A 23,651-nucleotide genomic window follows, 5' to 3' on the forward strand; every position below is an offset into this window, starting at 1 on the left:
CTCACTCCGGCAGCTCCTGATTGCACACGCCGTGGGTGCCTGCATGAAACAGGTTGTTTGAGAAATGCAGACCGCGCGGTGCATTCGGCCCGCCGGGGATGATGACGGCGAATTTGTAGCGCGGCTTGCCGAGGGCGTGGATGACATTGCTGGTGATGACGACGTCCGTGAGCGGCGGATCATCGGGCTGCTGGCCGGTGTCGAACTTGAAAGGGGAGCGCTCATCGCCCCAGATCCAGTGGGCGTCGCCGTAGCCGAAGTCGGAGATGATGTTGTTGGAGATGATGGAGCCACCGTCGGCGTTTTCGGGTTTGTCATCGGTGGCGGGATGGGCAGCAGCACCGGGCATAAGGCCGATGGCCCAGAGGGAGTTGCGCACGAACTGATTGCCGGTGATGAGCACATTGCGCGAGCCGTGCATGGCCTTCATGCCGATGAAGGCATTGGTGATGATGTTCTGCGAGACGATGACGTGGTCGGCGTGGATGTCCAAACCCTGCGCAGCGTTCTCGATGTGGTTGCCAATGACGCGCGTCAGGTCATTCACCTCCGGGGCGTTGATCACGATGCCGGAGCCCTGCTGCCAGGCGTCGGTGTAGTTGGAGTCCCAAGCCTGCTGGTTCATGATGGTGCCTTTGACGGCGTTCTTCTTCACGTAATCGCCCAGCTTGTATTGGGCCTTCACTTCCGGAGTGGGGACGAAGTTGTCCTCAATGACGCGATTGCCCTCCACGAGCGTGCCGATGCTGTAGGTTACATTGATGCCGGTGCCGTCGGTGCAGTTGAAGGCGTAGCCCCAGTCCTTGCTCTGGGTGCGGTCGTCTATGCTCACTCGCATGTAGTTGCGCACGAGGCAGCGGCTGATGCGCGCATCCCGGCACTCCCGGACCTCGATCACGCTGGAGCGCGTACGGTTGTCGATCACGCGCACGTTTTCGATCACGAGATCACGGCACTTGAGGGCGATGATGCCCTCGCTCTTCGTCTCCATCTTTCCCTCCGGCCTCGTGAGAGTCAGATCACGAACCTCCGCCCCATTCGCGTTTTCGATTTCGATGATCGGCTGGTCAGAGCTCTGCTGAATGATGCGCCCCGGCCCGAACAACCCGCTGCGTTCGCCCCGGATGCGGATCTTCTCGTTGATCACATAATCCCCCGCAGGTACAAACAGCATGCGGTTCGGGTTCGCATTCAGCGCCTCCTGGATGGAGGGGTAATTCGCGACGGAGAGGTCGGCGGCGGTTGCGGTGCCTGCCAGGAGCAGAAGAAGAAAGCGATGGAAAGCCAAGGACATGATTTGAATCTGAACGCCCGCTGTTAGCTTTGTTTTCAACAGCCGTCTTCGACGGAGACAAGCTTTTCGCCATAGACACCCAGAATTGTTGTCTGACCGCGCACTGTCATTGAATCGAGGTGCTGATGTCCGTGGATGAAGAGCTGGGGTTTTGCGCGATCGATGTAATCTCGAAAAGCACCGAACCCCTGATGCACATGCGTGTCGCGTTCGTGAATGCCCGCAGGAGAGTTGTGTGCGACAAAAACATCCACGGGTTTGAAACCGCTCATGGCCGAGGCCACATCCCATTGTTCATGGAGGTGATGGCCGACAGGCTTGTAGCGCCATGCGCCTGCAAAGCCTCCGAATGTGACGCCTTCAAGGGTGACGGTCTTGAGATGCAGATCAATGATTGGATCTGGAAACGGAGCCGCAGAGTCGTGGTTTCCCCGGACGGCTAGAATATGCCGGGCTCCATAGTGGCGGGCGATTCGAAGGATGGTTCCTTCGAGCAGATCACCACAGGAAATCAGAATGTCGGGCTGAGGATTGTCGAGTGCTCCAAGTTGAGAGTCGTCATCGGCGATCACCAGAATTTTGAGCGGCATTATTGGGTTTTAACAGGAATCGGCTTCGCCTGCAAATGCTGCAATGCATCCTTGATGTTGCTGCCGACGAGGGCGGCGAAGATGGCTTTGTCTCCGGGGAGGGTGGCGGGGATGTCGAAGGTGACTTCGATGATGCCGTCTCCGCGGGCTTTGACTTCCTTGCGCTGGATGCGGCTGTTGTCGCCGCCTTTAAGTGTCACCTGCACAGGCTTCTCTCCGAGGTCGGCGGGGAAGTGATGGGTAAGTTTGACCGTGGCCTTCTGTCCTGGCGTGACGGAATCCGGCACGACGAGAGCGATGAAGGGATCGGGCTTTGCAGCGGGCCTGCTCTGCATCTTGGCGGCCTGCTTGGCGGCGATGCGCTCCTTCTTGGTCATCTGCTTGCCTTCCAGCTCCAGCATAAGCTTTTCGCGCACGGCGGGGTCCTGGCGATGGCGGAAGACTTCGAGCAGCGGGTCCTTGGTTTTCACCATCCATTCCTCCATGGCCTTTTCCAGGGCGGCCACCTGCGTGGCGTGCTCGGGCTTGGCGATGAGATTGGTCAGCGCATCGGGGTCGTAGCTCACATCGTACGCTTCCTCGGGCACGCGGTGATCAAAGAGGTCGATGCGGGCGGCGATCTGCTCGTTGGTCTTTGCGAGAACGCGCATCTGGCGGCAGGTGGAGGTGCCATTGGTGGCGCCGGTCATGATGCGTTTGCCGTTGGACCAGGGGCTGAAGATGTAAACCATGTCCTTGGTCTGCACGGCGCGCATGGGGGTGTTTTGCCCGCCGGAGTTTTCATTGTGCTCCTTGAAGATCATGGTGCGCTGCGGCTGCTTTTCTCCTTTGAGCACGGCGGCAAAGGAACTGCCGTCAAAGCCGCCGGGCGAGGCGATGCCGAGCATGTCGAGGAGGGTGGGCAGGAGATCGACAGTGGAGATCATGTGCTCGTCATCGACGCCGCCGGGCTGGGTGACGCCGGGCCAGCGGATCATGAGCGGCGTGCGCGTGCTGTGGTGGTAGAGCTGCGTCTTGGCAAAGGGGAGCGGCATGCCGTGGTCGGAGAGGAAAACAATGATGGTGTTTTCATCCTCACCTGAGTCTTTGAGCGCGGCGAGGATGGCACCCACGCCATCGTCCGCACGGCGCACGCTGGAGTAGTAGTGGGAGAGCTCCTTGCGCACGACGGGGTCGTCTGGCAGGAAGCCGGGCACGGGAACCTCCTCGGGGGTGAAGACGCGCGAAGGCACGTTTTTGTCAGGAATGGTCTGGCCTTTGTTGCCCTCAGCGTAGAAGGGCTTGTGCGGGTCGGCGATGTTGAGCAGCAGGCAGAAGGGCTTGCCGGCTTTCTTTGCGGCCGCGATGCCGGTGGTCATGGCCTTGCCCCAGGAGGCGGCGTTTTTGGCGTCGTCATGTTTTTCATCTCCAAGCACGAGATCCCACGGAAAGGGGGAGTAGGGAGTGGAATGGCTGACCTTGTGGCGGATGCCCGTGAAGTAACCGGCCTCCTTCACGAGGTCTCCGAGCACGGGGTAGTCCTTGCTGTCTTTAGGAATGGGGCTGAAGCCTTCGATGCGGTTGTTGTGCGGGTATCTGCCGGACCACATGACATTGCGCGAGGGCATGCAGTTGCCCACGACGGTGTGGGCGTAGTTGAAGCGCAGGCTCTGCGCCGCCAGCCGGTCCATATTCGGCGTGGTGTCCTTGAGCTTGCAGCCGTAAACGCCCACGGAATCGCAGCTCATGTCATCAGCGGTGATGATGAGGAGGTTTGGCTTTGCTGCAAAGACAGCGGGCAAAAAAGCGAGAAAGACGCAGAGGCAGAGGAGGATACGGAGCATGAGACCGCTGTGAACGCGGATGGCGTACGTTCTTTTCAGCGATGTGTGCCGGGAAGTGATGCAGGCACTCCTGCCTGCAACGAACGTCCTGGGTGGCTCGGATTGCAGGCAAGAGTGCCTGCATCACTTTACTTCTTCGGCCCGATGTCCAGCCCCGCCAGCCACGGTGCGGTGATCTGCGGCGGCATGCCGCCAAAGGGCTGGTAGGCGGGGAGCTGGATGATGCTCATGCAGTGCGCCTGCGATGCGATGAAGAAGAGCGAATTGGCGCAGTCGTCGGTATGAATCATGGCGCTGCGGTGCTCGGCGGTGGGCTTCACCGGGCGCTTTTCCACCAGCGGCGTGAGGGCCTCTCCGGGTGCGTATTCAGAAAGCACGATGCCATGCGCGCTGAGCTGCATGCGGGCGGTGAAGAGCAGGCCGTGCACGGCCCACTTGCTGGCGGTGTAAGGCACGCCGGCAAACGAGTCGTAGCCATGCCCGGCGGTGGAGGAGACGACCACGATCTTGCCGCCACCATTCTCGGCCATGGGCTTGGACACGGCCTGGATCATGTTCACCACGCCCATCACGTTCACGTCCATCACGCTGCGCCAGCTTGCCTCGCTGGCCAGCTTGGAGGGGTCGGCATGCGCCATGAAGCGGTCCGGAGTGTTGATGCCGGCGGTGTGGATCAACGCGACGATGGGCCCGTGCTGGAGCACCTGCGCCACGGCGGCGGCCACGCTGGCGGAGTCCGCCACGTCGCACACGATGGAGACGATGTTCGGCGAGAGGGCGGCCGTGGCCTGCAGCGATTCCAGCGTGCGTCCAAAAATAAACGTCTTTGCGCCGGCGTCTGCAAACCGCTTTGCCGCGCTCTGTCCCATGCCGCCGCCACCTCCGGTGACGATGACGATCTTGTCTGTCCATTGTGTGTCCATCCGGCGATCCTAGCGGCACTTCGCGGGGCGTCGAATGAAGCGTGCGTTTTTATGCAAAATTTTCAGCCTCCAGGTGCTGAAAGGTTCTGATTGGAAAGCACGCCACCACCCGCCAAGATGCGTGGCATGATCCGCCTACTCCCCGCCTTCCTGCTCGCTGTGCTCTGCCTGACCGCTGCTGCCGATGAGCCGAAATGGATCCCGCTTTTCAATGGCAAGGACCTCAGCGGCTGGACGATCAAGATCGCCAAGCGCCCGCTGGGGGAAAACTACGCCAACACCTTCCGTGTGGAGGACGGCATCCTGAAAGTGAGCTACGACGGCTACGACAAATTTGACCAGCAGTACGGCCACCTCTTCACCAATCTGGCCTACTCCCACTACATCCTGCGTCTGGAGTACCGCTTCACCGGCGCGATGATGGCGGACGCGCCGAAGTATGTGAACCTCAACAGCGGCGTCATGCTCCACGCCCAGCCGCCGCAGAGCATGCGCTTTGACCAGGGCTTTCCCTCCAGCCTGGAAATGCAGTTCCTGGCCGATGAAGGCAAAGGCCCGCGCTCCACCGGCAACCTCTGCACACCCGGCACGCACGTGGAGATGGGCGGGGAGCTGATCACCAAGCACATCGTCAAATCCAGTGCGCCGACGTTTCCTGCTAAGGAGTGGGTGCGCGCGGAGGTCGAGGTGCGCGGCAATGACGAAATCATCCACCGCATCAACGGCGTGGAGGTCCTGCGCTACCAGCGCCCGCAACTCGATGCCGCCTGCAAGATCGCGCCTGCGAGCGACATCGTCGAAGCAGGTGGCGATGTGATGCTGGGCTACGGGCACATCGCGCTGCAGGCGGAGGGCCAGCCCGTGTGGTTTCGCAAGATCGAGCTGATGCCGCTGGAAAAGAAGTAACCTTGTTCCTGCGGAACAAGGACCCGCTACGCGGCGTCCATACCGCTGGCTGCTGCGGAGCTTTACCAGTTCCGCAGGAACTAGGCTGCTTCAATGCGGCCGGTGCCATCAACGACCGCGCGCCTTCTGCACTTCGTCGATGGATCTCTGGATGTTGTCCCGCCACACGCCTTTGAGTTTCTCCGGCTCTGCTCGATTCAGGGCCGCCATGGCATCGTCATATCTGCCTTGGTGGGTCAGGATGCGGGCGATGCCCTGCAGCGCACCGTACTCATCCGCACCGCCGATGTGTGCACGATCCGCCACGATGGCCTGATACGCGGCGAGGGCCTGCGCGTCGTCGTGCAGGTTGCGTTCACGGTTTTGGCCGAGAGCCAGCAGGACGGCATCGCGCGTGCGCGGCTCGCTGGTCCAGGGCAGCGCGGCGCTGAGGTCCGCCTCGGCCTTGTCTCCCTGCTTGACGATGGAATAGGCGTACCCGCGTGCGTGATAGCCCGCGCCGCGCTTCCAGAAGGGCCACTTGTCAAAATCCTCGCTCTCAAACTGTGCGATGACTTCCGGCGCTTTGCCGACCGTGAGCAGGTACTGCATCTGCGCGGCTTTCTTCACCGCCTCCACGGGAATGCGCTCGATGGTCGGCGCGGCCTCGGCACGGCTGTAGAGTGCCGCCTGCTCCAGCGCGGCGGCTTTTTGGAAATCGGTGATCTTTCCTTCCGCCAGCGCGAGGAAGGCGTCCGCCTTGCGCTTTTGCGTGGCATCACGGAAGCCGAGAGCGAAGTCTGTGACCGTGGGGTCTTCTGGAAACGCGCGCGAGTTGCCATGGTAGAAATGCGCAAACTTCATCGGCTCATGAAAGCCCTCCGTGCCGGTGGGCGAGAGTGCGCTGAGCTCCTGGCCGTCTTCACGAATGCGCTGACGGCACACATTGATGTGCCACGGCAGGCTCGGCGTGGGCTCACGGCCGATGACCTGATGCAGCGGATCGTTTTCATCCTGCGTCACGGGGATGCGGATTTCCACGGTCCAGTGATCCTCCGCGATGTGCGTGGCCACCTCCGCCTTGGCATCCCACTCAAACCAGCGGTCGCGGGCTGCGCCACGGTCCAGGTCCACGATGTGCCCCGCCGGGCTGATGGCGATCTGGTAGTACGAGTGCGTTTCGGTGGCGAGCTCGATCTCCACGGCATCGCCATGCCAGAGCGCCTGGTCATCGTCCCGCGTGGCGGTGTTGTTCGGCTTGTCGCCGGGGTGCTCGTCGCAGCGGATGGCAAAGTAGAGATTGTTCCCCTGCCAGCCCGTTTTGTACGTGGTGCCAAAGGCGGGCACGCGACCCGTCTGCAGCTCGCGCAGTTTGCCGGTGGCTGCGGCAGGGCAGTTCTGCCAGTAGGCGTCGTCGAGTTTGCCGTCGATCACGATGTCCTTCGCGTCTCCCACGAGCCGCACGATGGGCACCGGTCCGCGCTGCTGGCCGAGCTGCTGGGACTTCATGCGCAGGCCCTTGAGGAAGTCATCGACTAGGGCGATGCGTTTTCCATGCACGCTGGCGGCATCGGCCTTGGCCTGCGCTTTGGCAAAGAGCGCCAGCGCGGCATCCGCCTGCGCCTTGTCGTCCTCCATGGCGCTCCAGTGCGCCTCGCAGAAGATGAAGAAGTCCTGCATCTCCTGCGCGGCGGGGCCGTAGAACAGCCGGCAGTACTCGCGAAACATCGCATCTGCATCCGCATTCCTGCCGCCCCAGTACATGCGTGCGGTGAAGTAGACCATGAAGTGATTGAAGCCGATGCCCACCTCCTTGAAATCCTGCCGCGCGGAGAGCCAGATGTCCTCCCCCTGCGAGATGCCCTTGGTCGCGTTCACCGAATCTCCCAGCACATGCGGCGCATAGAATGGCAGGTACCAGCCGCGGTCGGTGAAGGGGTAGTTTTCAAAGATCAGAAGCGGATTGTCCGTCTTCTCCGCCCAGGCCGCGCGCAGGGTCTCCGGAGCCGAATCTGCATCACTCTTGCGGGCGGCCTTGTTCAGCGGGCGGCGACCGCCCACGATGCAGACGACCACGTTGGGCTCCAGCTTGTCGATCTTCAGCGGCGGCAGCGTGTACACGCCGTAGGCGCAGTTCAGCACCTTGGCTTTGGGGTGCGTTTTCGCGATCTCCTTCGCCGCGCGGTTCACGAAATCCCACACGTAGTCGCTCAGCAGGCCGCGCTCGTTGCGCTCGGGCGAGTCCTTGCCTTTGCACTTCTCGCACTGGCAGATGGCGGTGTAGCCGTCCGGCGGCATGATGGAGACGGAATGGACCGGGTAGGTGTCCAGCAGGGTACGGGCGTAGCGCACCGTCTCGCGGAAGAGCTCGTCATTCGAGTAGCAGAGCTGGTTCTTGCTGTCTCCAGACCGGTAGTCACGCTTGCCGCCGTAGAGGGCAAACCACTCCGGGTGCGCGGCAAAGGTGGCGTCATTCCCCGTCATGCCATCCATGCCGTGGGCGATGAGCCAGCGGTCGTCGTTGCGCGTGCCGAGGTGCATCATCCACATCGCCGTGTCATAGCCCGCCGTGGAAAAGCGAAAGTTGAACTGCCGCAGCGGAAAGTCCGGCTGCACGGTCTCATCGAGCTTTGGCAGGGCGAGGGTCTTCATCGCTGGCATCACCTCGCCAAGTTCTCCCGGCAGGTACCAGCGTGCGCCCAGCTTGTAGAAGAACGCCGTCACCGCATTGAAGCTGCCACGCTCGTCCAGCCCCCAGATGTCCAGCGTCTCGTTCTTGGCGGTGGTGGCTCCGTCGGGCTTGCCGGTGTCTCCGGGCAGGCGCAGGCGGTTTTTGTACAACCCGGGATTGGGCATGCCATACGGCGCGCCGACGATCTTCTGAAACTCCGCCTGCGCACGTGGGATGTCGCTGTTGCTCTTCGCCCAGGGCTCCGTGGGCACGAAGTCGCTGTCATCCCCCACCAGCGCCAGCCAGTCAGCACCTGACTGCATGCGATACGCGCCATCCTTCAAGCCCTCCGCCTTTGCGGGATTCAATGGGCTCTCTCCAATAAAAACCTTCACCGCCTTCCCGCTCGGCTGCGTGAGGATGGGCAGGCGCGCGCCGCTGATCTTCTCCACGTTCGTGCGAAACTCCTGCGCTGCGACCCGCTGCATGCGCGTGGGGTTTTCCGCGATGATGATCTCCGCACGCGGCTGGCCGTCTTCCACGAGAACGGCATCCGCTGCATGCAGTGACGAGAGTGTGAGAAACGCAGCGGCAATGGCTTTCATGGCATCACGAGGGCGTCGGTGGTTTTCAGATTGAAGCGCACGCTCACGACGGAGTTCTTCTCCTTGCCCGGCGCGATCTTGATGTAGGTGGTGGCGACGATGGTGCCGTCTGGCAGCAGCTCCATGCCGGGATAGCCGCAGTCGCCGACACGTTCGGCGTAGCTGTGAAGCAGCTTGATGCGGTACTGGCCGGGCTTGTGATTCTTGATGTCATCATAAGTTCCCACCCACGCGACGAAGTGGCCTTTGGTCGGGCTGTTGAGCGCCTGATCACGGAAGGCCACCACCATGCGGCCGTCTTTCGTGAAGACGCCAGCATGGCGGTCTCCGGTGAGACCCCAGGGCGTGTTCACCGGCGCGGACCATGTCTTGCCCTCATCGTGGCTGAACATCATGAGGCTGCGCTCCTTGTGCGTGTTTTCGCGCATCAGGCAGCAGAGTTCGGCACCGTCGGGAGAGCGAAAGACAAAAGGTTCACAGGGGTTCTTTCCCTGCACCGCCGCGACGACCTGCGGCTCGCTCCAGGTGAAACCACCGTCTGCGGTGATCGTTTGCAGCACTTCCAGCGGGGGCTTGTCTGCACCACCGGGGCCCCGGTGGTAGAGGCCGAGGTAAGCGCCATCCTTGAGCCGCACGATGCTGCTGAAAGTCATCACGCAGGGAAAGCCGAGCGGCGGCATCTCCTTCCAAGTGGCACCGCCATCCTCGCTCATGATACTGGGCATGCCGGGGCCTTTGCGCGTGCCCTTCGCGGCGGAAAACACCCACGTGCGCTCCTTGCCGACCGGATCCGTCATGCGGTAGATGCTGGGGCAGTTCAGATGGGTCTTGTAACCGGGTGGCAGGAGTTCGTCGATCCGCGTCCACGTCACGCCGCCGTCAGCACTGCGCGCCATGGGGCCTGCGGCACCGCCGTGGTTGATGCACCATACGCAGAGGATCGTTTTGCCATCCGGCATCAGCGTGGTCGTCGGGTGCCCCTGATAGACGTCCTCCGTCCCCTGGGCGATGATGGTCTGGCGGTCCTTGTCTCCTGAAATGTCCGCGAGAGGCAGATCAGGCCGCTCCTCGGCGGCAGAGTTCAAGGCAAGGGCAAAAAGCAGTGCGGCGGTGAGAGTACGCATGAAGCATTCTCAACGTTCTCCGCGCCCGCAAACTCGCGAAGGATTTACTTCCCGTTTTTCAGCTCCGCCGCCAGCGCGCGTGCGCCGGCCTCCCACTGCTCCGGCGGGCTGCTGCCAAAGGCGGTAACCATGCGCCAGGTGCCGGTGAATCCGGCAGGCACGGTCTTGCCCTCAAAGCACTTGAGGTAATATTTCCGGTAGGTGGGCGGCACATTCCAGATGGTGGAGATGTGGCCGCCCTGCTCCGGGGCCTGCAGCAGGCGGCACACGGCGTACTGCCCGCTCTGCGGCTCGTACACGGCCATCCAGTCCACGCGCTGGTTGATGTAGAATTTTCGCGCCACCTCGGCGTCGTCGCGCAGCGGGCCGGAGATGGCAGTTTCTGGCATGGCGTCGCTGCCTGCGAGGAAGGCGCTGACCGTGGGCCGCCAGGCGTGCATGAAGTGGTACACCAGCTTCAGCGGCACGGCCTCGTCCGTATGCACGGTGGTGGTTTCATACAGGCGGTGGTCCTTGATCTCGGTGACGTTGGTGAGGTCAAAGGCGCGGATGCGCGATGTGCGCTCCAGCCGGAAGGCGCCGCCCTTCAGCTCCGCCGTGGGTGCCTCCACGCGTTTGTCATCGAGGCAGAAGGCGAGCGACTGCAGTTTTTCGGGCTCGTTTTCCAGATGTGCGGTGCCGATGAAGCCGACGTCCGGAAAGGAGAACACGGTGCCGTAGGCGCTGCTCTCCGTCGTCATGGCGCTGCCGCGAAAGTCGATGCGCCCGGGCGTCCACTGCGAGGCCTGGCGCAGCAGCAGCGTCACATCGCCGCAGGTGACGGTGATGCGCGGGAGCTCCGGGCCGAGATTGGGCTTGAAGGGTTCCTTGGCGGAGGCAGAAGCCGTGAGCGCGAGGGCCAGAGCCAGCGAGAGAATGCGTGAAGTGGAAAACATGCGCCAGACACTACGGCGCAAAGCCACGCCCTTTCATGGCAAAGCAGCACCACGCGGTCATTTCCGGAACGACTTCAGGAAATTGAAGATCAGCCAGATCTGCGCAAAGCCCACGGCGATGAGCAGGACGCCAAGCTCGATGGCATTGTCCTCGTTGGGTACGGCCAAGCGCAGGATGAAGGCCAGCAGGATGAGGCAGGCAAAGGAGAGCACCGCGCCGAGGGTGGAGCTGCTGCCAGAATCCTGCTCCGGCATGGGCTGAGGCGTGTGTGCCGCGTCCTTGCTGGGATCTTCGGAGTCATCGCTCATGGCAGTGGTGGTGGCGTGTGGTCGCGGGCTCATGGGGCAGCGGGGTGGGCGTGGTGCCGCACCCTGAGCTGTCTATGAACTCTGCCTGTAAACGTCACCTGTGCACAAAACTTCCGCCACAGCGGAAGATCGGCCGGGGCGCGGCGGCAGCCTACTTTGACGGCCTCCACTCGTGCTCCAGACGCACAGCTTCGATGACCTGCTCCCGCGTCATGGAGGCCTCCAGCGTGGCCTGGTGGAGGAAGGCGATCTCATGCCCCTGCCTCGAAGCAAGGCGGCACCACTTCAGGGCCTGCACGAGCTGTTTGTCCACGCCCTCACCCTTCTCATACATCATGCTCAGGGCAAACTGTCCGTCGGAATTGCCCTGGTCTGCAGCAGCGCGGAAAAGCCTCACAGCCTCGGCCACATTCTGGGTCACGCCCTCTCCGCGCAAATAGCAGCCGCCCAGCCCAAACTGGGCGAGGGGGTAGTTCTGGTCCGCCGCCTTGCGGAACCAGGCGGCGGCCTCGGCGGTGTTGCGCTCCACGCCGGTGCCTTCAAAGTAGGCAGCCGCCAGCTTCGTCTGCGCCTGGGGGTTTCCCTGCTCCGCCGCCTTGTGAAACCAGCTCAGGGCCTGGGCCGCGTCCTGTGGCACACCGGAGCCGATCATGTAGCTCATGCCCAGCTCGAGCTGTGCCGGGGCGTAGCCCTGGTCCGCCGCCTTTCTCAGCAGAGCGGCCGCCATTTTCAGGTCCAGCGGCACGCCCGTGCCCGCAGTGTGGGCCAGGCCCAGCATCATCTGGCCTTCGGGGTCGCCTTTTTCCGCCGCTTTGCGGAACCACTTCACCGCCTCGCGCAAGTCCTGCGGCACACGCAGGCCCTGGAGCAGGGTGGTGCCGAGGAGCTTCTGTGCATTGAGATCTCCCTGCTCGGCAGCTTTACGAAACCACTTCACCGCCTCAGCGGCATCCTGCGCCACCCCCTCGCCGTCAAAATAAGCCAGCCCCAGCTCCATCTGCGCATCTGCATCGCCATGCTCCGCCGCCTGGCGCAGCCACTTCACGCCTTCGGCTAGGTCCTTCGTCACGCCGGAGCCCAGGGTGTAGCAGACACCCAGCTGCTTCATGGCCGCCACATGGTCCTGCGCCGCCGCCAGCCGCAGCCACTTCACGGCCTCTGCGGCATCCTGCGGCACCCCCTTGCCCAGCAGGTAGCACATGCCGAGCTGCCTCTGCGCCTCCACATGGCCTTTGGTGATCGCCTTGCGAAACCACTCCACCGCCTCCGCCTCGTCCTGGCGGACGCCGTTCCCTTTCGCGCAGCGCAGCCCCATGGCGCACTGCGCCTCCGGATCTCCCTGCTCCGCCGCCGTGCGCGTCTCCTTCAGGCTTTTGGCCTGGAGCGGTGCAGCCAGGCCGGAGAAGCCTGCAAGCAGCACGATCAAGGGTATTTTCACAAGCCGGAGAAACTGGGACACAGCTGAGGACGGAATAATAAGGTGACTTTTTAGATGATTCACGGCTAATAGTCATCCTCTTTTTGCGTGGCTGCGTGTCCTGCCCGCCAACACACGGCGGTGATGGCTCATGCCCCGCCCATCACCTCCCATCCGCCGACACAGCCGTGATGTCCTTCAGGCTGTCAAAACTCACCTTCTTCATCGTGGCGATGAATTCACGCATGTACGCCGTGCCCGCCAGGGTGCGAGTGGTGGCGGCATTCAGCTGGGAAAAGAGGCCGCTCTTTCTCACCGGGCGGTGGGCCACGTAGTTGCGCTCCAGATAGGGCTGCACGGCCCAGCCGGGCATGGCGGCCACCCCGCGCTGGCTGGCCACGAGCTGCAAGATCGCCACCGTCAGCATGGCGGTGCGCCGCACGGGGTTCACTCCCAGCGGGGCCAGGACCTCCCTCACCAGGTCAATGCGGTCATCCGGGATGGGGTAGGTGATGAGCGTCTCCTTGGCAAAATCCTGCGCGGTCAGGTGGCTCTTGCGCGTCAGCGGGTGCTGGTGCGCCAGCAGCGCCAGCACCTCGTAGCGGAAGAGCGGATGATAAACGACGTCCTCGCGTGGCGGCGCTTTGGAGACAATGACGAGATCGGCCTGATTCTCGATCAGCAGCCCGGTGGGGTCGGGCTGGAAGCCGGAGACCAGATCCATCTCCACCTCCGGCCACGCGATGCGAAATTCATCCATCGCGGGCATCAGCCAGTCAAAGCACGAGTGGCACTCCACCGCGATGCGGAGCTGCCCGGCCTTCCCCTCCGCGATGCGCGCCACATCGCGCTCGCACTGCCGCATCTGCTTCACGATCTCATGCGCCGCACCCAGCAGACGCTCTCCGGCGGGGCTCAGCCGCAGCGGGCTGCTCTTGCGCTCAAACAACGGCACCCCGAGATGCGTCTCGATGCTCTTCACCTGATGTGAAAGCGCAGGCTGGGAAAGGTGCAGGCGGCGGCCGGCCTTGGAGAGATTCCCCGTCTCGGCCAGGGCGATGAGGGCGTGCAGATGGCGGATTTCGATCATGCCGCCATCATAAGCCATTTTGATGATGATCCACAAAACTCTCTGGATTGTGAATGCTGAATCCGGCGATAGTTATCCCGTCGCTATGAGCGACAACATCATCCACACACACAATCTGGGCTACCCCCGCATCGGCGAGCAGCGCGAACTCAAGAAAGCCACGGAAGCCTTCTGGCATGGCAAAATCTCCCAGGAGGAGCTGGAAGCAGTCGGCCGCAGGCTGCGCCGGAACCACTGGTCCAAACAGTGCGCGGCAGGCATCGACCTCATCCCATGCAATGACTTCTCCTTCTACGACCAGATGCTCGACTTCTCCTGCCTCATTGGCAACGTGCCTCCACGCTTTGGCTGGTCCGGGGACAGCATCGGCCTGGACACCCTCTTTCTCATGGCGCGTGGATCGCGCGGCGAAGGCCATGAAAGCTGCGCCCACGGTTGCAGCAGCGGGCATGAGGCGGCCTTTGCCTGCGAGATGACCAAGTGGTTCGACACCAATTACCACTACATCGTCCCCGAGTTCCGCGCAGACACACAGTTCCGCCTAGTGGGAGACAAGGTGTTTCGCGAACTGGACGAGGCTCAATCGCTGGGCCTGCGTGCCAAGCCCGTGCTGCCCGGCCCGGCGACCTATCTCTCGCTCGGCAAGGTGCAGGACTCGCATCATCCGGACTTTGACCGCTGGTCTCTGCTGGACGGGCTGGTGTCCGTGTATGAGCAGATCCTGCGCCGTCTCGCCGCACAGGGTGCGGAATGGGTGCAGATCGACGAGCCCGTCTTCGCACTCGATCTCTCCCCACAGCAGCGCGATGCCGTGGTGGATGCCTGGCGCAGGCTCGCGGCAGCCGCGCCCGGTTTAAAAATCATCGTGGCCAGCTACTTCGGCGCGCTGCAGGAAAATCTGCCGCTCTTCCTCTCGCTGCCTGCACACGCCTTCCACTGCGACTTTGTGCGCGCACCAGAGGAGCTGGACGCAGTGCTCGATCATCTGCCACCGGACAAGATCCTCTCCCTCGGTGTGGTGGATGGACGCAACATCTGGAAAAACGACTTCGCCCATTCCCTCAAGCTGCTCACCGCAGCCCGGGCAAAGCTGGGCGCACGCCGCCTCTGGGTAGCTCCCTCATGTTCTCTGCTGCACGTGCCCGTCACCCTCGCCTCCGAGCCCGCACTGGATGCACAGATCGAAAACTGGCTGGCCTTCGCGGACGAAAAAATCAACGAGGTCGTCACCCTCAGCGCGCTGCTGCGCGGCACCGCACGCAGTGGTGTCTTGGAGGAAAATCAGGACGCCATCCACAGCCGCGCCACCAGCCGCAGAACGCACAATCCGGAGGTGCGGGCGCGGCTCGCACAGGTGACGGATGAAGATGCGCGCCGCCGCTCGCCCTTCCCGCAGCGCCAGCTTTTGCAGCAGTCACGGCTCGGCCTGCCGGAGTTTCCCACCACCACCATCGGCTCCTTTCCGCAGACGGCCGAGGTGCGCTCCATGCGCGCCCGGTGGAAAAAAGGCGAGCTCACCACCGCCGAGTATGAGGTGTATCTGGAAAACGAAACACGCGCCTGCGTCGCCTTTCAGGACGAGATCGGCCTCGACATGCCGGTGCACGGCGAGTTCGAGCGCAATGACATGGTGGAGTACTTCGGCGAGCAGCTCGATGGCTTCCTCTTCACCGCCAATGGCTGGGTGCAGAGCTACGGCACCCGCTGTGTGAAGCCGCCCGTCATTTACGGAGACGTCAGCCGCCCCGTGCCGATGACGGTGCGCTGGGCGCAGTTCGCGCAGTCCCTCACCCCACGCCCCATGAAGGGCATGCTCACCGGCCCCGTCACCATTTTGCAGTGGAGCTTTGTGCGCGATGACCAGCCGCGCTCCGAGACCACGCGCCAGATCGCCCTGGCCATCCGCGATGAGGTCGTGGACCTCGAGGCCGCAGGCATCGCCGCCATTCAGATCGACGAGCCCGCCATCCGTGAAGGGCTGCCGCTGCGCCGTGCCGAGTGGGCGCACTACCTCGACTGGGCCGTCACCGCCTTCCGCCTCAGCGCCAGCGGCGTGCGGGACGACACCCAGATCCACACGCACATGTGCTACTCCGAGTTCAATGACATCATCGCCGCCATCGCAGACATGGACGCCGATGTCATCACCATCGAGACCTCACGATCCAACATGGAGCTGCTCGGCGCCTTCGTGGATTTCCACTATCCCAATGAGATCGGGCCTGGCGTTTACGACATCCACTCGCCGCGCGTGCCTTCCGTGGCTGAAATGGAAAACCTCATGCGCAAAGCCGAGGCCGTCATCCCCCGCCGCAATCTCTGGGTGAACCCTGACTGCGGCCTCAAAACACGCGGCTGGCCCGAAGTGAAGATCTCTCTCATCCACATGGTGCAGACCGCGAAAAATCTACGCGCAGCCAAACTGCAACCCACCGCGTAAGGGCCATGCACATCCAGGACATACTCTCCGCCGCACGTGGCACCACCACGTTCTCCTTCGAGTTCTTCCCGCCGCGCACCTCTGCGGCGGTGAAGACCTTGCAGACCACGCTCGACCAGCTCGCGCCGCTGCGTCCCGCTTTTGCCAGCGTGACCTACGGCGCGGGTGGCAGCACGCGTGAGCTCACGCAGAGCCTCGTCACCGAGCTGCGGCAGAGCGATGTCTTTGATCCCATCCCGCACCTCACCTGCGTCGGCCACAGCGAGTCAGACATCATGGCCCTGCTCACCCGCTACGCCGCCGCCGGAGTCTGCAATATCCTGGCTCTGCGCGGCGATCCGCCGGTGGGCGGCGCAGGCACGGGTGCCTTTGCGCAGGCTGCCGAGCTTGTGCGCTTTATCCGCCAGTTCAATGAACGCGGCCTGCACCCCGACCCACGCGGTTTCGGCATCGGCGTCGCCTGTTTCCCCGAAGGCCATCCCGCCACGCCCAACCGCATGACGGAAATGGACCACCTCAAGGCCAAGGTGGACGCCGGTGCCGACTGGCTCTGCACCCAGGCCTTCTTTGACAACCACTCCTTCCACGACTTCCGCGCCCGCTGCGCACTGGCGGGCATCCACGCGCCTATCCTCGCTGGCATTCTCCCGCTCACCTCCGCCAGCGGCATGCAGCGCATGGCCGCACTCGCAGGCGGCATGCGCTACCCCGCCCGCCTCCTCCGCGCCCTCAATCGCGCAGGTGATGACCCCGATGCCTTCCGCCGCATCGCCCTCCACCACGCCGCCGAGCAATGCACCGACCTTCTCGATCACCAGGCCGACGGCGTCCACCTCTACACCCTCAATCAGGCCCAGCCCGTGCTGGAAATCCATGCACGCTTGGGCCTTCGCTGAGCCTCATACACTTTCCTCCGCTTCATTCGTCGGCACCCACGCAGGGAAGGGATCTGGCAGCGCCTGCCATTCATGGGGCCCGGCTTTCATCTCATCGTCATTCAGCAGGCAGGCATCCAGCCGCGCCGTGAGTGCGGCGCGGTCCATCCTCCGCCCGATGAACACGATTTCGCTGCGGCGGTCGCCGTAGGGTTCCTGCAAATTCGCTTCGATCTCCGCCAGCGCGTCAGCATCCATCGGCCACTCATCGCGGCTCACGGCGGACCAGAACAGGCCCATCGCGCGTGTTTCGCGCAGCACCCCCGCCTGGGAGAGATAGCCCGCCAGCTCCATGCGCGTGGCCAGCCAGAACATGCCCTTGGCGCGGATCACCCCCTCCCACGCGGCGCGCATGAAGGCGTCAAACCGCTGCGGGTGCAGCGGCCGCCGTGCCCGGTAGATGAAGCTGCTGATGCCATACTCTTCGGTCTCGGGCGTGTGCCCGTTCAGGGAGTCCAGCCAGCCCTCCGCCTGCTCAGCCTTGGCCAGCTCATACAGTCCAGTGCCCAGCACTGCCTCCAGCGGCACCTCCGACCACCGTGTTTCATGCACCCTGGCCTCCGGATTCAGCGCACGGACTACACCGCGAATGTCCTCCAGCTCTTGTGCGCTGACTTCATCGATCTTGTTGATCAAGATGACGTTCGCAAACTCGATCTGGTCTGTCAGCAGATGCACGATCGTGCGCCCATCTTCCTCAGACACCGCCTGCCCGCGCTGCTGCAGGTCATCCGTGCTGTAGTAGTCGTTCAGAAAATTCCGCGCATCCACCACGGTCACCAGCGTGTCGAGCTGCGCCAGATCATTCAGACTGCGCCCCTGCTCATCCTTGAAGGTGAAAGTCTCCGCCACCGGCATCGGCTCAGACACTCCGGTGGACTCGATCAGCAGCGCATCAAACCTCCCCTCCTGCGCCAGCCGGGTCACCTCCAGCATCAGGTCCTCCCGCAGCGTGCAGCAGATGCAGCCATTGCTCATCTCCACCATTTTTTCCTCCGTCCGCGAGAGCCGTGCATCCCCCGTCTTCACCAGCTGCGCGTCCACATTCACCTCGCTCATGTCATTCACAATGACCGCCACCTTCCGCCCCTCCCGGTTGCGCAAGATATGGTTGAGCAGCGTGGTTTTCCCCGCGCCAAGAAAGCCGGAGAGAACCGTGACAGGGAGTTTGGAAGCGAGGGTAGTCATGCAGAATGGCCGTTTGTTAAACGCAACAAATTTGCAATATACATCGTTATAATGCAACTTTATTGCATTATAAATACGCAAGCACATGATGCCTCGCTGAATCTCCTCGCACGACACTCCCCAACCCACTCACCCCAAAATCCCCGGCACCAGCTCGCCATGCACGTCCGTGAGGCGGAAGTCGCGGCCCTGGTAGCGGAAGGTGAGGCGCTCGTGGTCGAGGCCCAGCAGGCTGAGCACGGTGGCGTTGAGGTCGTGGGTGTGGACGGGGTTTTCGGCGATGTTGAAGCCGAAGTCGTCGGTCTTGCCATACACGGTGCCCGGTTTGGTGCCGCCACCGGCCATCCACATCGTGTAGGCGTCCTTGTGGTGGTCGCGGCCGGGAGAGGTTTTCACGCCATCACCATTGCTGCCCTGGCGCAGCGGGGTGCGGCCAAATTCACCGCCCCAGATCACGAGCGTCTCGTCCAGCAGGCCGCGCTGCTTGAGATCGCGCACGAGGGCGGCCATGGGCTGGTCCACGTCCTTGGCCTTGGCGGCGAGACGTTGCTTGAGGCCGCCGTGGTGGTCCCAGTCGGAATCAAAGAGCTGCACCATGCGTACGCCGCGCTCGATCAGCCGGCGCGCCAGCAGGCAGTTGTTGGCAAAGGAGGCTTTGCCCGGTTGAGCGCCATACATCTCCAGCGTCGCCTTGTTTTCATGCGTGATGTCCATGAGCTCCGGCACGCTGGTCTGCATGCGGTAGGCCATCTCGTACTGGCTGATGCGGGTGGCGATCTCCGGATCTCCCACGATGCCGAGCTGCTGCTCGTTGAGCGCCTTCACCGCATCCAGCACATGGCGGCGGTCTTTGGCACTGTGGCCGGGCGGATTGCCGAGAAAGAGCACGGGCTCGCCGCTGCCACGAAACTGGATGCCCTGGTACACGCTGGGCAGAAAGCCGGTGCTCCAGAGCGTGGAGCCCGCGCCGCCCGCCGGGCCGGAGAGCAGCACCACGTACGCAGGCAGGTCGCGATTCTCCGTGCCGAGGCCGTAGGTGACCCACGCGCCCAAGCTGGGCCGCCCGCCCTGGCCAAAGCCGGTGTGCAGAAACATCTGAGCCGGCGCGTGATTGATCTCATTCGTGTGGAGGGACTTCACCACGCAGATGTCGTCCGCCACGGTGCCAAGATGCGGGAGCAGCTCGCTGAGCTCCAGGCCGCTCTGGCCGTGGCGCTGAAATTTGAACTCGGTGCCCGCCAGTTTCATCTCCCCGCCGATGAAGGCAAAGCGCTTGCCCTTGGTGAGTTCCTCCGGGCAGTTCTGGCCGTCCATTTTCTGCAGCAGCGGCTTGTAGTCATACAGATCCAGCTGCGAGGGCGCGCCGATCATGTGCAGGTAGATGATGTGCTTGGCCTTCGGCGCAAAGTGCGGTCGCGGCACCAGCGGCGCAGCCGCCGCGGGCAGATCCTGCGCCAGCAGCGAGCCCAGTGCCACGCCACCCAGCCCCAGGCCGGACTGCCGGAAGAACTGGCGGCGGGAGACATCGAGAAAAGCAGGGGGCGTCATGGCAGGGATGAAACGTGCGGTGGCAGGCCGAGATTGCGCGAAGTAACCCCCTATTCCCCAGCAGGAACATGCCTGGTGGGGGAGGGAGGCTGCGAAATGGCATGACGGCACCTGAGAGATGGAGTACGGGCTTCCGCATGCGCCGCCTTGATCAACTGCTCTCCGCCCTCGGTTACTGCTCACGCAGGGAGGCGATTGCGTTTGTGAAGGAGGGCCGCGTCAAGCTGGGCGGTGTGGTGGTGAAGCGCTCCGACCAGCGTGTGGACGCCGCTCTGATCACCGTGGATGACCAACCGCTGGAGGCGCCGGACGGGCTGCTGGCGATGTTTCACAAACCGGTCGGCTATGCCTGCACACACAGCGCGGACGAAGGGCCCACCATCTACGAGCTGCTGCCCTCCCACTGGCCCGACCGCAATCCGGCGGTGACGAGCGTGGGCCGTCTGGACAAGGACACCAGCGGACTGCTGCTGGTGACGGACATCGGCAGCCTCGTGCATCGCTACACCTCGCCCAAATCCGACATCGAAAAGACCTACCTCGTCGAAGTTGATCGGGAACTCGATCCCGCGCTCATCGGCATCTTTACCAAAGGCGACCTCATGCTGCGCAGCGAGGACAAACCCTGCCTGCCCGCGAAGCTGGAGATTGTCTCGACCCAGACCGCGCGCCTCACGCTCACCGAAGGCCGCTACCATCAGGTGCGGCGCATGTTTGCCAGCCAGGGCTGGCAGGTGGAAAAGCTGCACCGCGAGCGCTTCGGCCCCTATGAGCTGGGAGATCTGGCAGAGGGGGAGTGGCAGATGCTCGTGCCACCGTGAAAGGCAATGGCTTTGCCTGCCAGCCGCAGCCAAAAAAAACAGCGCCCAGGAAACCCTGAGCGCTGTGGGTAAAATACGGCTGTGCTGCCGGGCGCGAGATCAGTGATGATGACCACCCATGTGGCCGCCGCCACCAAAGCTGTGGCCACCGCCGCCGAAGCTATGACCGCCACCGCCAAAGCTGTGACCACCGCCACTAAAGCCGCCAAAAGATCCGCCGTGCGTGGAGTGCCCGCTGAATGGCGAGCCGCCGAGATTGTGGCTGGCAAAGCTGTGGCTGCCTAGAGAGGGGCCGCGGAAGCTGTTGTTAAACGAGGGCAGGCTGGGACGGCCTACGAACGGAGAGCCGTAGTGTCCCCGGTTGTAACCGACGTTGCCGAAATTGCCAAAGCTGCCGTATGAGCGGTAGCTGCTGGGGTAATAGCCCCGGCTGTAGTAGTTATTGTAAACGTAGGGCCTGGAGTAACCGCCATAGTACCCACCCAGCAGCCCCATGCCCAGCAACGGGCTGGAATAGTAGTTGTTGTTATAGTAGCTGCGTCCGTAGCCACCGTACCCGTAACCGTAGGCTGGATACCCGTAGATATCGCAGGAGGAGAGCGAGATCGCGGCCATGAGTGCGCCGCAGATGAGGAGAAGTTTCGTTTTCATAACAGAACATTCGACGCCGCCCCCCAGTAAGTATTCAGAATTAATTTCACATTCCTTTAAAACCAACCATGACCGGATCTTGAACGCGGCGTGGAGCCGTGGATGATGGGCGGCTTTTTCCCAAGCCATCCTCCATGTCCGCTGAATCCGTCACCTCCGCCATTCTGTTCACCCTCACGCCCGAGGCAGCCCGCGTCATGGGCTGCCTGCTCGAAAAGGAGATCACTCTGCCAGACTATTACCCGATGACGCTGAACGCGCTGGTGACGGCATGCAATCAGACGACCAATCGTGACCCCATCGTGCGCTATGATGAACGCACCGTGCTGCGGGCGTTGGAGTCGATGAAGTCCCACGGCTACGTCTTTGAAGTGAACATCGTGGGCGGCCGCACGCTGAAGTACCGGCACAACCTGAAAGGCAAGCTGCCCGGTCTGGAGCGCCCCCACATGGCGCTGCTGTGCATGCTGCTGCTGCGCGGCTCGCAAACCGCAGGCGAGCTGCGACAGAGAACGGAGCGCCTGTTTGAGTTTCCCGACATGCAGAGCGTGGAGAACGCGCTGGCGGAGCTGATCGGCTACAACGAAGGGCCGCTGGTGCAGTGCATCCCCGCAGGGCCGGGGCAGCGCGTGGCGCAGTTCATGCACCTGCTCTGCGGCGAGGTGGCAGGTGCAGATGCTGCCACGCTCTCCGCCCATGCGCCGGCCATTCCCGCACCGGAAGACTCGTCCGATGCGGACTGGCGCACGAAGATGGAGGCGGAGATCACGCTGCTGAAGGCGCAGGTGTCGCGGCTGCAGACGCTGATCGGCGCGGTGAAGTAACCGCTACTCCAGACGCTTCAGGCTGCCGATGCGGTACGCGCCGCCGAGCAGGCGCATGTTGTCGCGCTCAGCGCTGAAGGTGTCGAGGTAGAGGATGTGAGGAAATTCATTCAGCTCGATGACGTGCATGTTGTCCTTCGCGTTCTTGAAGGCCTCCGCGAGATCATTGAGATCCTTGATGGCCATGCCGTTGACCTTGTTGACCACCTGCCCGCCGAGCTTGTCGTAACCCTGGGCACTGGGGGTGGGCAGGACGAGGCTGAGGAAGACGAGCTTTTTGCGACCTTCCTCCTCAAACTGGTCCGGGTGGGAGGCGATGTGCGCGAGGCGCAGGATGGCGCCGCCACGACGCTCCTCGCCGAAGGCGTCGAGATACGGCCGTGAGAGCTCCTGAAACAGCAGCCCGCCCATGAGCACGTAGCGCGGGCCTTTGTCGAAGAGGTATGGCAGCACGAGGTAGTCATCCGGCTTGCGGCGAGTGAGCTGCCCGTTCAGCGTGACTTCCTTGCCTTCACGAATCACTTTGATCTCCACCTTGTCCCCCACGTAGGCACGCCCGCGCACGAGGTGGCTGGAGCTGAGGGGGCCGAACTGCGGGTCCTTGTAGTCACCGCGTGAGTCGATGGCGAAGCCGTTGATGGCCACGAGGATGTCCCCCTTTTTCATGCCGGCTTTTTCTGCGGAGCCGCCCTTCATGACCATGCTGATGAGCACGCCGGGGGCATCGGGCTTGAGGCCGAGGAATTCGCGGAACTGCTCGTCCAGCGTGGACTGCAGCTCCATGCCGAGGCTGGGAAAGCCCTCGTAGCTGCCGTCTGCGAAGTCCTTGAGAAAGTGCTCAATGATGGGCGCAGGCAGGATGGTGGTGACCTGGTTTTTGGAGTCGTAGCTGAGGAGCAGGCCGACGAGCTTGCCTCCTTTGACCACCGGGAGGGTGAAGCTGTTGGCCTCGCTGCGCACGATGTTGTTGGCTTCATAGACCAGAAAGCCCGAGCCTTCGACGTTGTACTGGCGGGTGAGCACCTTGCCGATTTTGAGCTCGCTTTTGATGAGCTCGCCCACACGGCCTGTCTGCAGGATGTCCACCTTGTCATCGATGTGGGTGCTGGTGTCCACCGCCATGGGCTTGAGCCCGGCAAAGAAGGCCTTCTGCTTTTCAGACGGGGCAGACTCCAGCAGCGCCAGATTGGCCTCATAGTCCACCGCAACGACCTTGGCAGGAATCTTCTGGCCTTTGTCCGGAAGCTCCAGCTCGATGTAGGTGGCGTCTGCGACCATCTGCCCGGTGACGAGCACACGGTTTCCGGCAAGCACGACGCCAAGGCCGCGGCGGCCCGAAGGCGACTCCTTCTGCCACGGCAGGTGCAGACTGAAGGACTGGGAGGTGGCGTTCACGCGCACCAGGGAGTTGCTCTGCACCACCTGGTGCGGCGCGTCGGCGACCACGGGGGCGCGTTTCTTTCTGGGGGCTTCTTCAGGCGCGGGGGCTTGCGCGCGCGCAGAGACGGCACCGACTGCGAGGGAGAGGAGAAAAATCTGGGAGAGCTTCATGGCTGCTTCGAGGATGAAAGGTTCAAG

19 protein-coding genes are annotated in these 23,651 nt (G+C 62.9%); 5 read left to right on the plus strand and 14 right to left on the minus strand.

Annotation, left to right across the window (positions count from 1 at the left end; translation table 11 throughout):
• Position 1 precedes the first annotated feature (1 nt).
• The 4 genes from ACFQDI_RS23335 to ACFQDI_RS23350 form a co-directional block, all read right to left on the minus strand.
• A complete protein-coding gene (locus ACFQDI_RS23335) occupies positions 2 to 1,294 on the minus strand; it encodes a right-handed parallel beta-helix repeat-containing protein (RefSeq protein ID WP_377171553.1) in 1,293 nt (430 codons plus the stop codon).
• A gap of 35 nt (positions 1,295 to 1,329) precedes the next feature.
• The gene (locus ACFQDI_RS23340) at positions 1,330 to 1,884 is read right to left on the minus strand and encodes a metallophosphoesterase family protein (protein ID WP_377171555.1); all 555 of its coding nucleotides are present in this window, start codon (positions 1,882 to 1,884) and stop codon (positions 1,330 to 1,332) included.
• Positions 1,884 to 3,707 (minus strand): sulfatase family protein, encoded by a 1,824-nt coding sequence (locus ACFQDI_RS23345; protein ID WP_377171557.1) that lies wholly within the window; start codon positions 3,705 to 3,707, stop codon positions 1,884 to 1,886. The genes ACFQDI_RS23340 and ACFQDI_RS23345 overlap by 1 nt, the downstream gene beginning before the upstream one ends.
• A 128-nt stretch (positions 3,708 to 3,835) precedes the next feature.
• Positions 3,836 to 4,630, minus strand: coding sequence for an SDR family oxidoreductase (locus ACFQDI_RS23350; RefSeq protein ID WP_377171559.1), 795 nt, complete (start codon positions 4,628 to 4,630; stop codon positions 3,836 to 3,838).
• Positions 4,631 to 4,756: 126 nt separating this feature from the next.
• Here ACFQDI_RS23350 and ACFQDI_RS23355 point away from each other — a divergent pair, with 126 nt between their 5' ends.
• Entirely contained in the window at positions 4,757 to 5,536 is a 780-nt protein-coding gene (locus tag ACFQDI_RS23355) for a 3-keto-disaccharide hydrolase (RefSeq protein ID WP_377171561.1), read from the plus strand.
• Between the two features lie 108 nt (positions 5,537 to 5,644).
• Here the strand turns inward: ACFQDI_RS23355 and ACFQDI_RS23360 are convergent, their stop codons facing one another.
• From ACFQDI_RS23360 to ACFQDI_RS23385, 6 genes are all read right to left on the minus strand, one after another.
• Positions 5,645 to 8,791, minus strand: a complete 3,147-nt coding sequence (locus ACFQDI_RS23360) for a DUF4838 domain-containing protein (RefSeq protein WP_377171563.1) — start codon at positions 8,789 to 8,791, stop codon at positions 5,645 to 5,647.
• Positions 8,788 to 9,915 (minus strand): sialidase family protein, encoded by a 1,128-nt coding sequence (locus ACFQDI_RS23365; protein WP_377171565.1) that lies wholly within the window; start codon positions 9,913 to 9,915, stop codon positions 8,788 to 8,790. Before ACFQDI_RS23365 ends, ACFQDI_RS23360 begins: the two co-directional genes overlap by 4 nt.
• 44 nt (positions 9,916 to 9,959) lie before the next feature.
• On the minus strand, positions 9,960 to 10,850 hold the full coding sequence (locus tag ACFQDI_RS23370) for a hypothetical protein (protein ID WP_377171567.1): 891 nt from the start codon (positions 10,848 to 10,850) through the stop codon (positions 9,960 to 9,962).
• Between the two features lie 57 nt (positions 10,851 to 10,907).
• Positions 10,908 to 11,192 carry a hypothetical protein gene (locus tag ACFQDI_RS23375; RefSeq protein WP_377171569.1) on the minus strand — a complete coding sequence of 95 codons (285 nt, stop codon included), beginning with the start codon at positions 11,190 to 11,192 and terminating at the stop codon, positions 10,908 to 10,910.
• Between the two features lie 118 nt (positions 11,193 to 11,310).
• Entirely contained in the window at positions 11,311 to 12,618 is a 1,308-nt protein-coding gene (locus ACFQDI_RS23380) for a tetratricopeptide repeat protein (protein ID WP_377171571.1), read from the minus strand.
• 121 nt (positions 12,619 to 12,739) lie between these two features.
• Positions 12,740 to 13,666 (minus strand): LysR family transcriptional regulator, encoded by a 927-nt coding sequence (locus ACFQDI_RS23385; protein WP_377171573.1) that lies wholly within the window; start codon positions 13,664 to 13,666, stop codon positions 12,740 to 12,742.
• An 85-nt stretch (positions 13,667 to 13,751) separates the two neighbouring features.
• Here ACFQDI_RS23385 and metE point away from each other — a divergent pair, with 85 nt between their 5' ends.
• Positions 13,752 to 16,106, plus strand: coding sequence for a 5-methyltetrahydropteroyltriglutamate--homocysteine S-methyltransferase (gene metE, locus ACFQDI_RS23390; protein WP_377171575.1), 2,355 nt, complete (start codon positions 13,752 to 13,754; stop codon positions 16,104 to 16,106).
• Positions 16,107 to 16,111: 5 nt separating this feature from the next.
• Positions 16,112 to 17,002: a methylenetetrahydrofolate reductase gene (locus tag ACFQDI_RS23395; RefSeq protein WP_377171577.1), complete on the plus strand. Its 891-nt coding sequence runs from the start codon at positions 16,112 to 16,114 to the stop codon at positions 17,000 to 17,002.
• Positions 17,003 to 17,005: 3 nt separating this feature from the next.
• Here ACFQDI_RS23395 and zigA read toward each other — a convergent pair whose 3' ends face one another.
• Both zigA and ACFQDI_RS23405 read right to left on the minus strand, forming a co-directional pair.
• A complete protein-coding gene (gene zigA, locus ACFQDI_RS23400; RefSeq protein WP_377171579.1) occupies positions 17,006 to 18,229 on the minus strand; it encodes a zinc metallochaperone GTPase ZigA in 1,224 nt (407 codons plus the stop codon).
• Between the two features lie 129 nt (positions 18,230 to 18,358).
• Complete coding sequence (locus ACFQDI_RS23405) at positions 18,359 to 19,777, minus strand: DUF1501 domain-containing protein (RefSeq protein ID WP_377171581.1); 1,419 nt, start codon at positions 19,775 to 19,777, stop codon at positions 18,359 to 18,361.
• 137 nt (positions 19,778 to 19,914) lie between these two features.
• Between ACFQDI_RS23405 and ACFQDI_RS23410 the strand changes: the two genes are divergently transcribed.
• Positions 19,915 to 20,598, plus strand: a complete 684-nt coding sequence (locus tag ACFQDI_RS23410; protein WP_377171583.1) for a pseudouridine synthase — start codon at positions 19,915 to 19,917, stop codon at positions 20,596 to 20,598.
• Between the two features lie 99 nt (positions 20,599 to 20,697).
• Here the strand turns inward: ACFQDI_RS23410 and ACFQDI_RS23415 are convergent, their stop codons facing one another.
• Entirely contained in the window at positions 20,698 to 21,249 is a 552-nt protein-coding gene (locus ACFQDI_RS23415) for a hypothetical protein (RefSeq protein WP_377171585.1), read from the minus strand.
• Between the two features lie 134 nt (positions 21,250 to 21,383).
• Here ACFQDI_RS23415 and ACFQDI_RS23420 point away from each other — a divergent pair, with 134 nt between their 5' ends.
• Positions 21,384 to 22,073 (plus strand): YceH family protein, encoded by a 690-nt coding sequence (locus ACFQDI_RS23420; RefSeq protein WP_377171587.1) that lies wholly within the window; start codon positions 21,384 to 21,386, stop codon positions 22,071 to 22,073.
• A gap of 3 nt (positions 22,074 to 22,076) precedes the next feature.
• On the opposite strand, the gene ACFQDI_RS23425 is transcribed toward ACFQDI_RS23420, so the two are convergent.
• Positions 22,077 to 23,624, minus strand: coding sequence for a S1C family serine protease (locus ACFQDI_RS23425; RefSeq protein ID WP_377171589.1), 1,548 nt, complete (start codon positions 23,622 to 23,624; stop codon positions 22,077 to 22,079).
• Positions 23,625 to 23,651 lie beyond the last annotated feature (27 nt).

This window comes from Prosthecobacter fluviatilis (assembly GCF_042655725.1).
Taxonomy (GTDB): Bacteria; Verrucomicrobiota; Verrucomicrobiia; order Verrucomicrobiales; family Verrucomicrobiaceae; genus Prosthecobacter; species Prosthecobacter fluviatilis.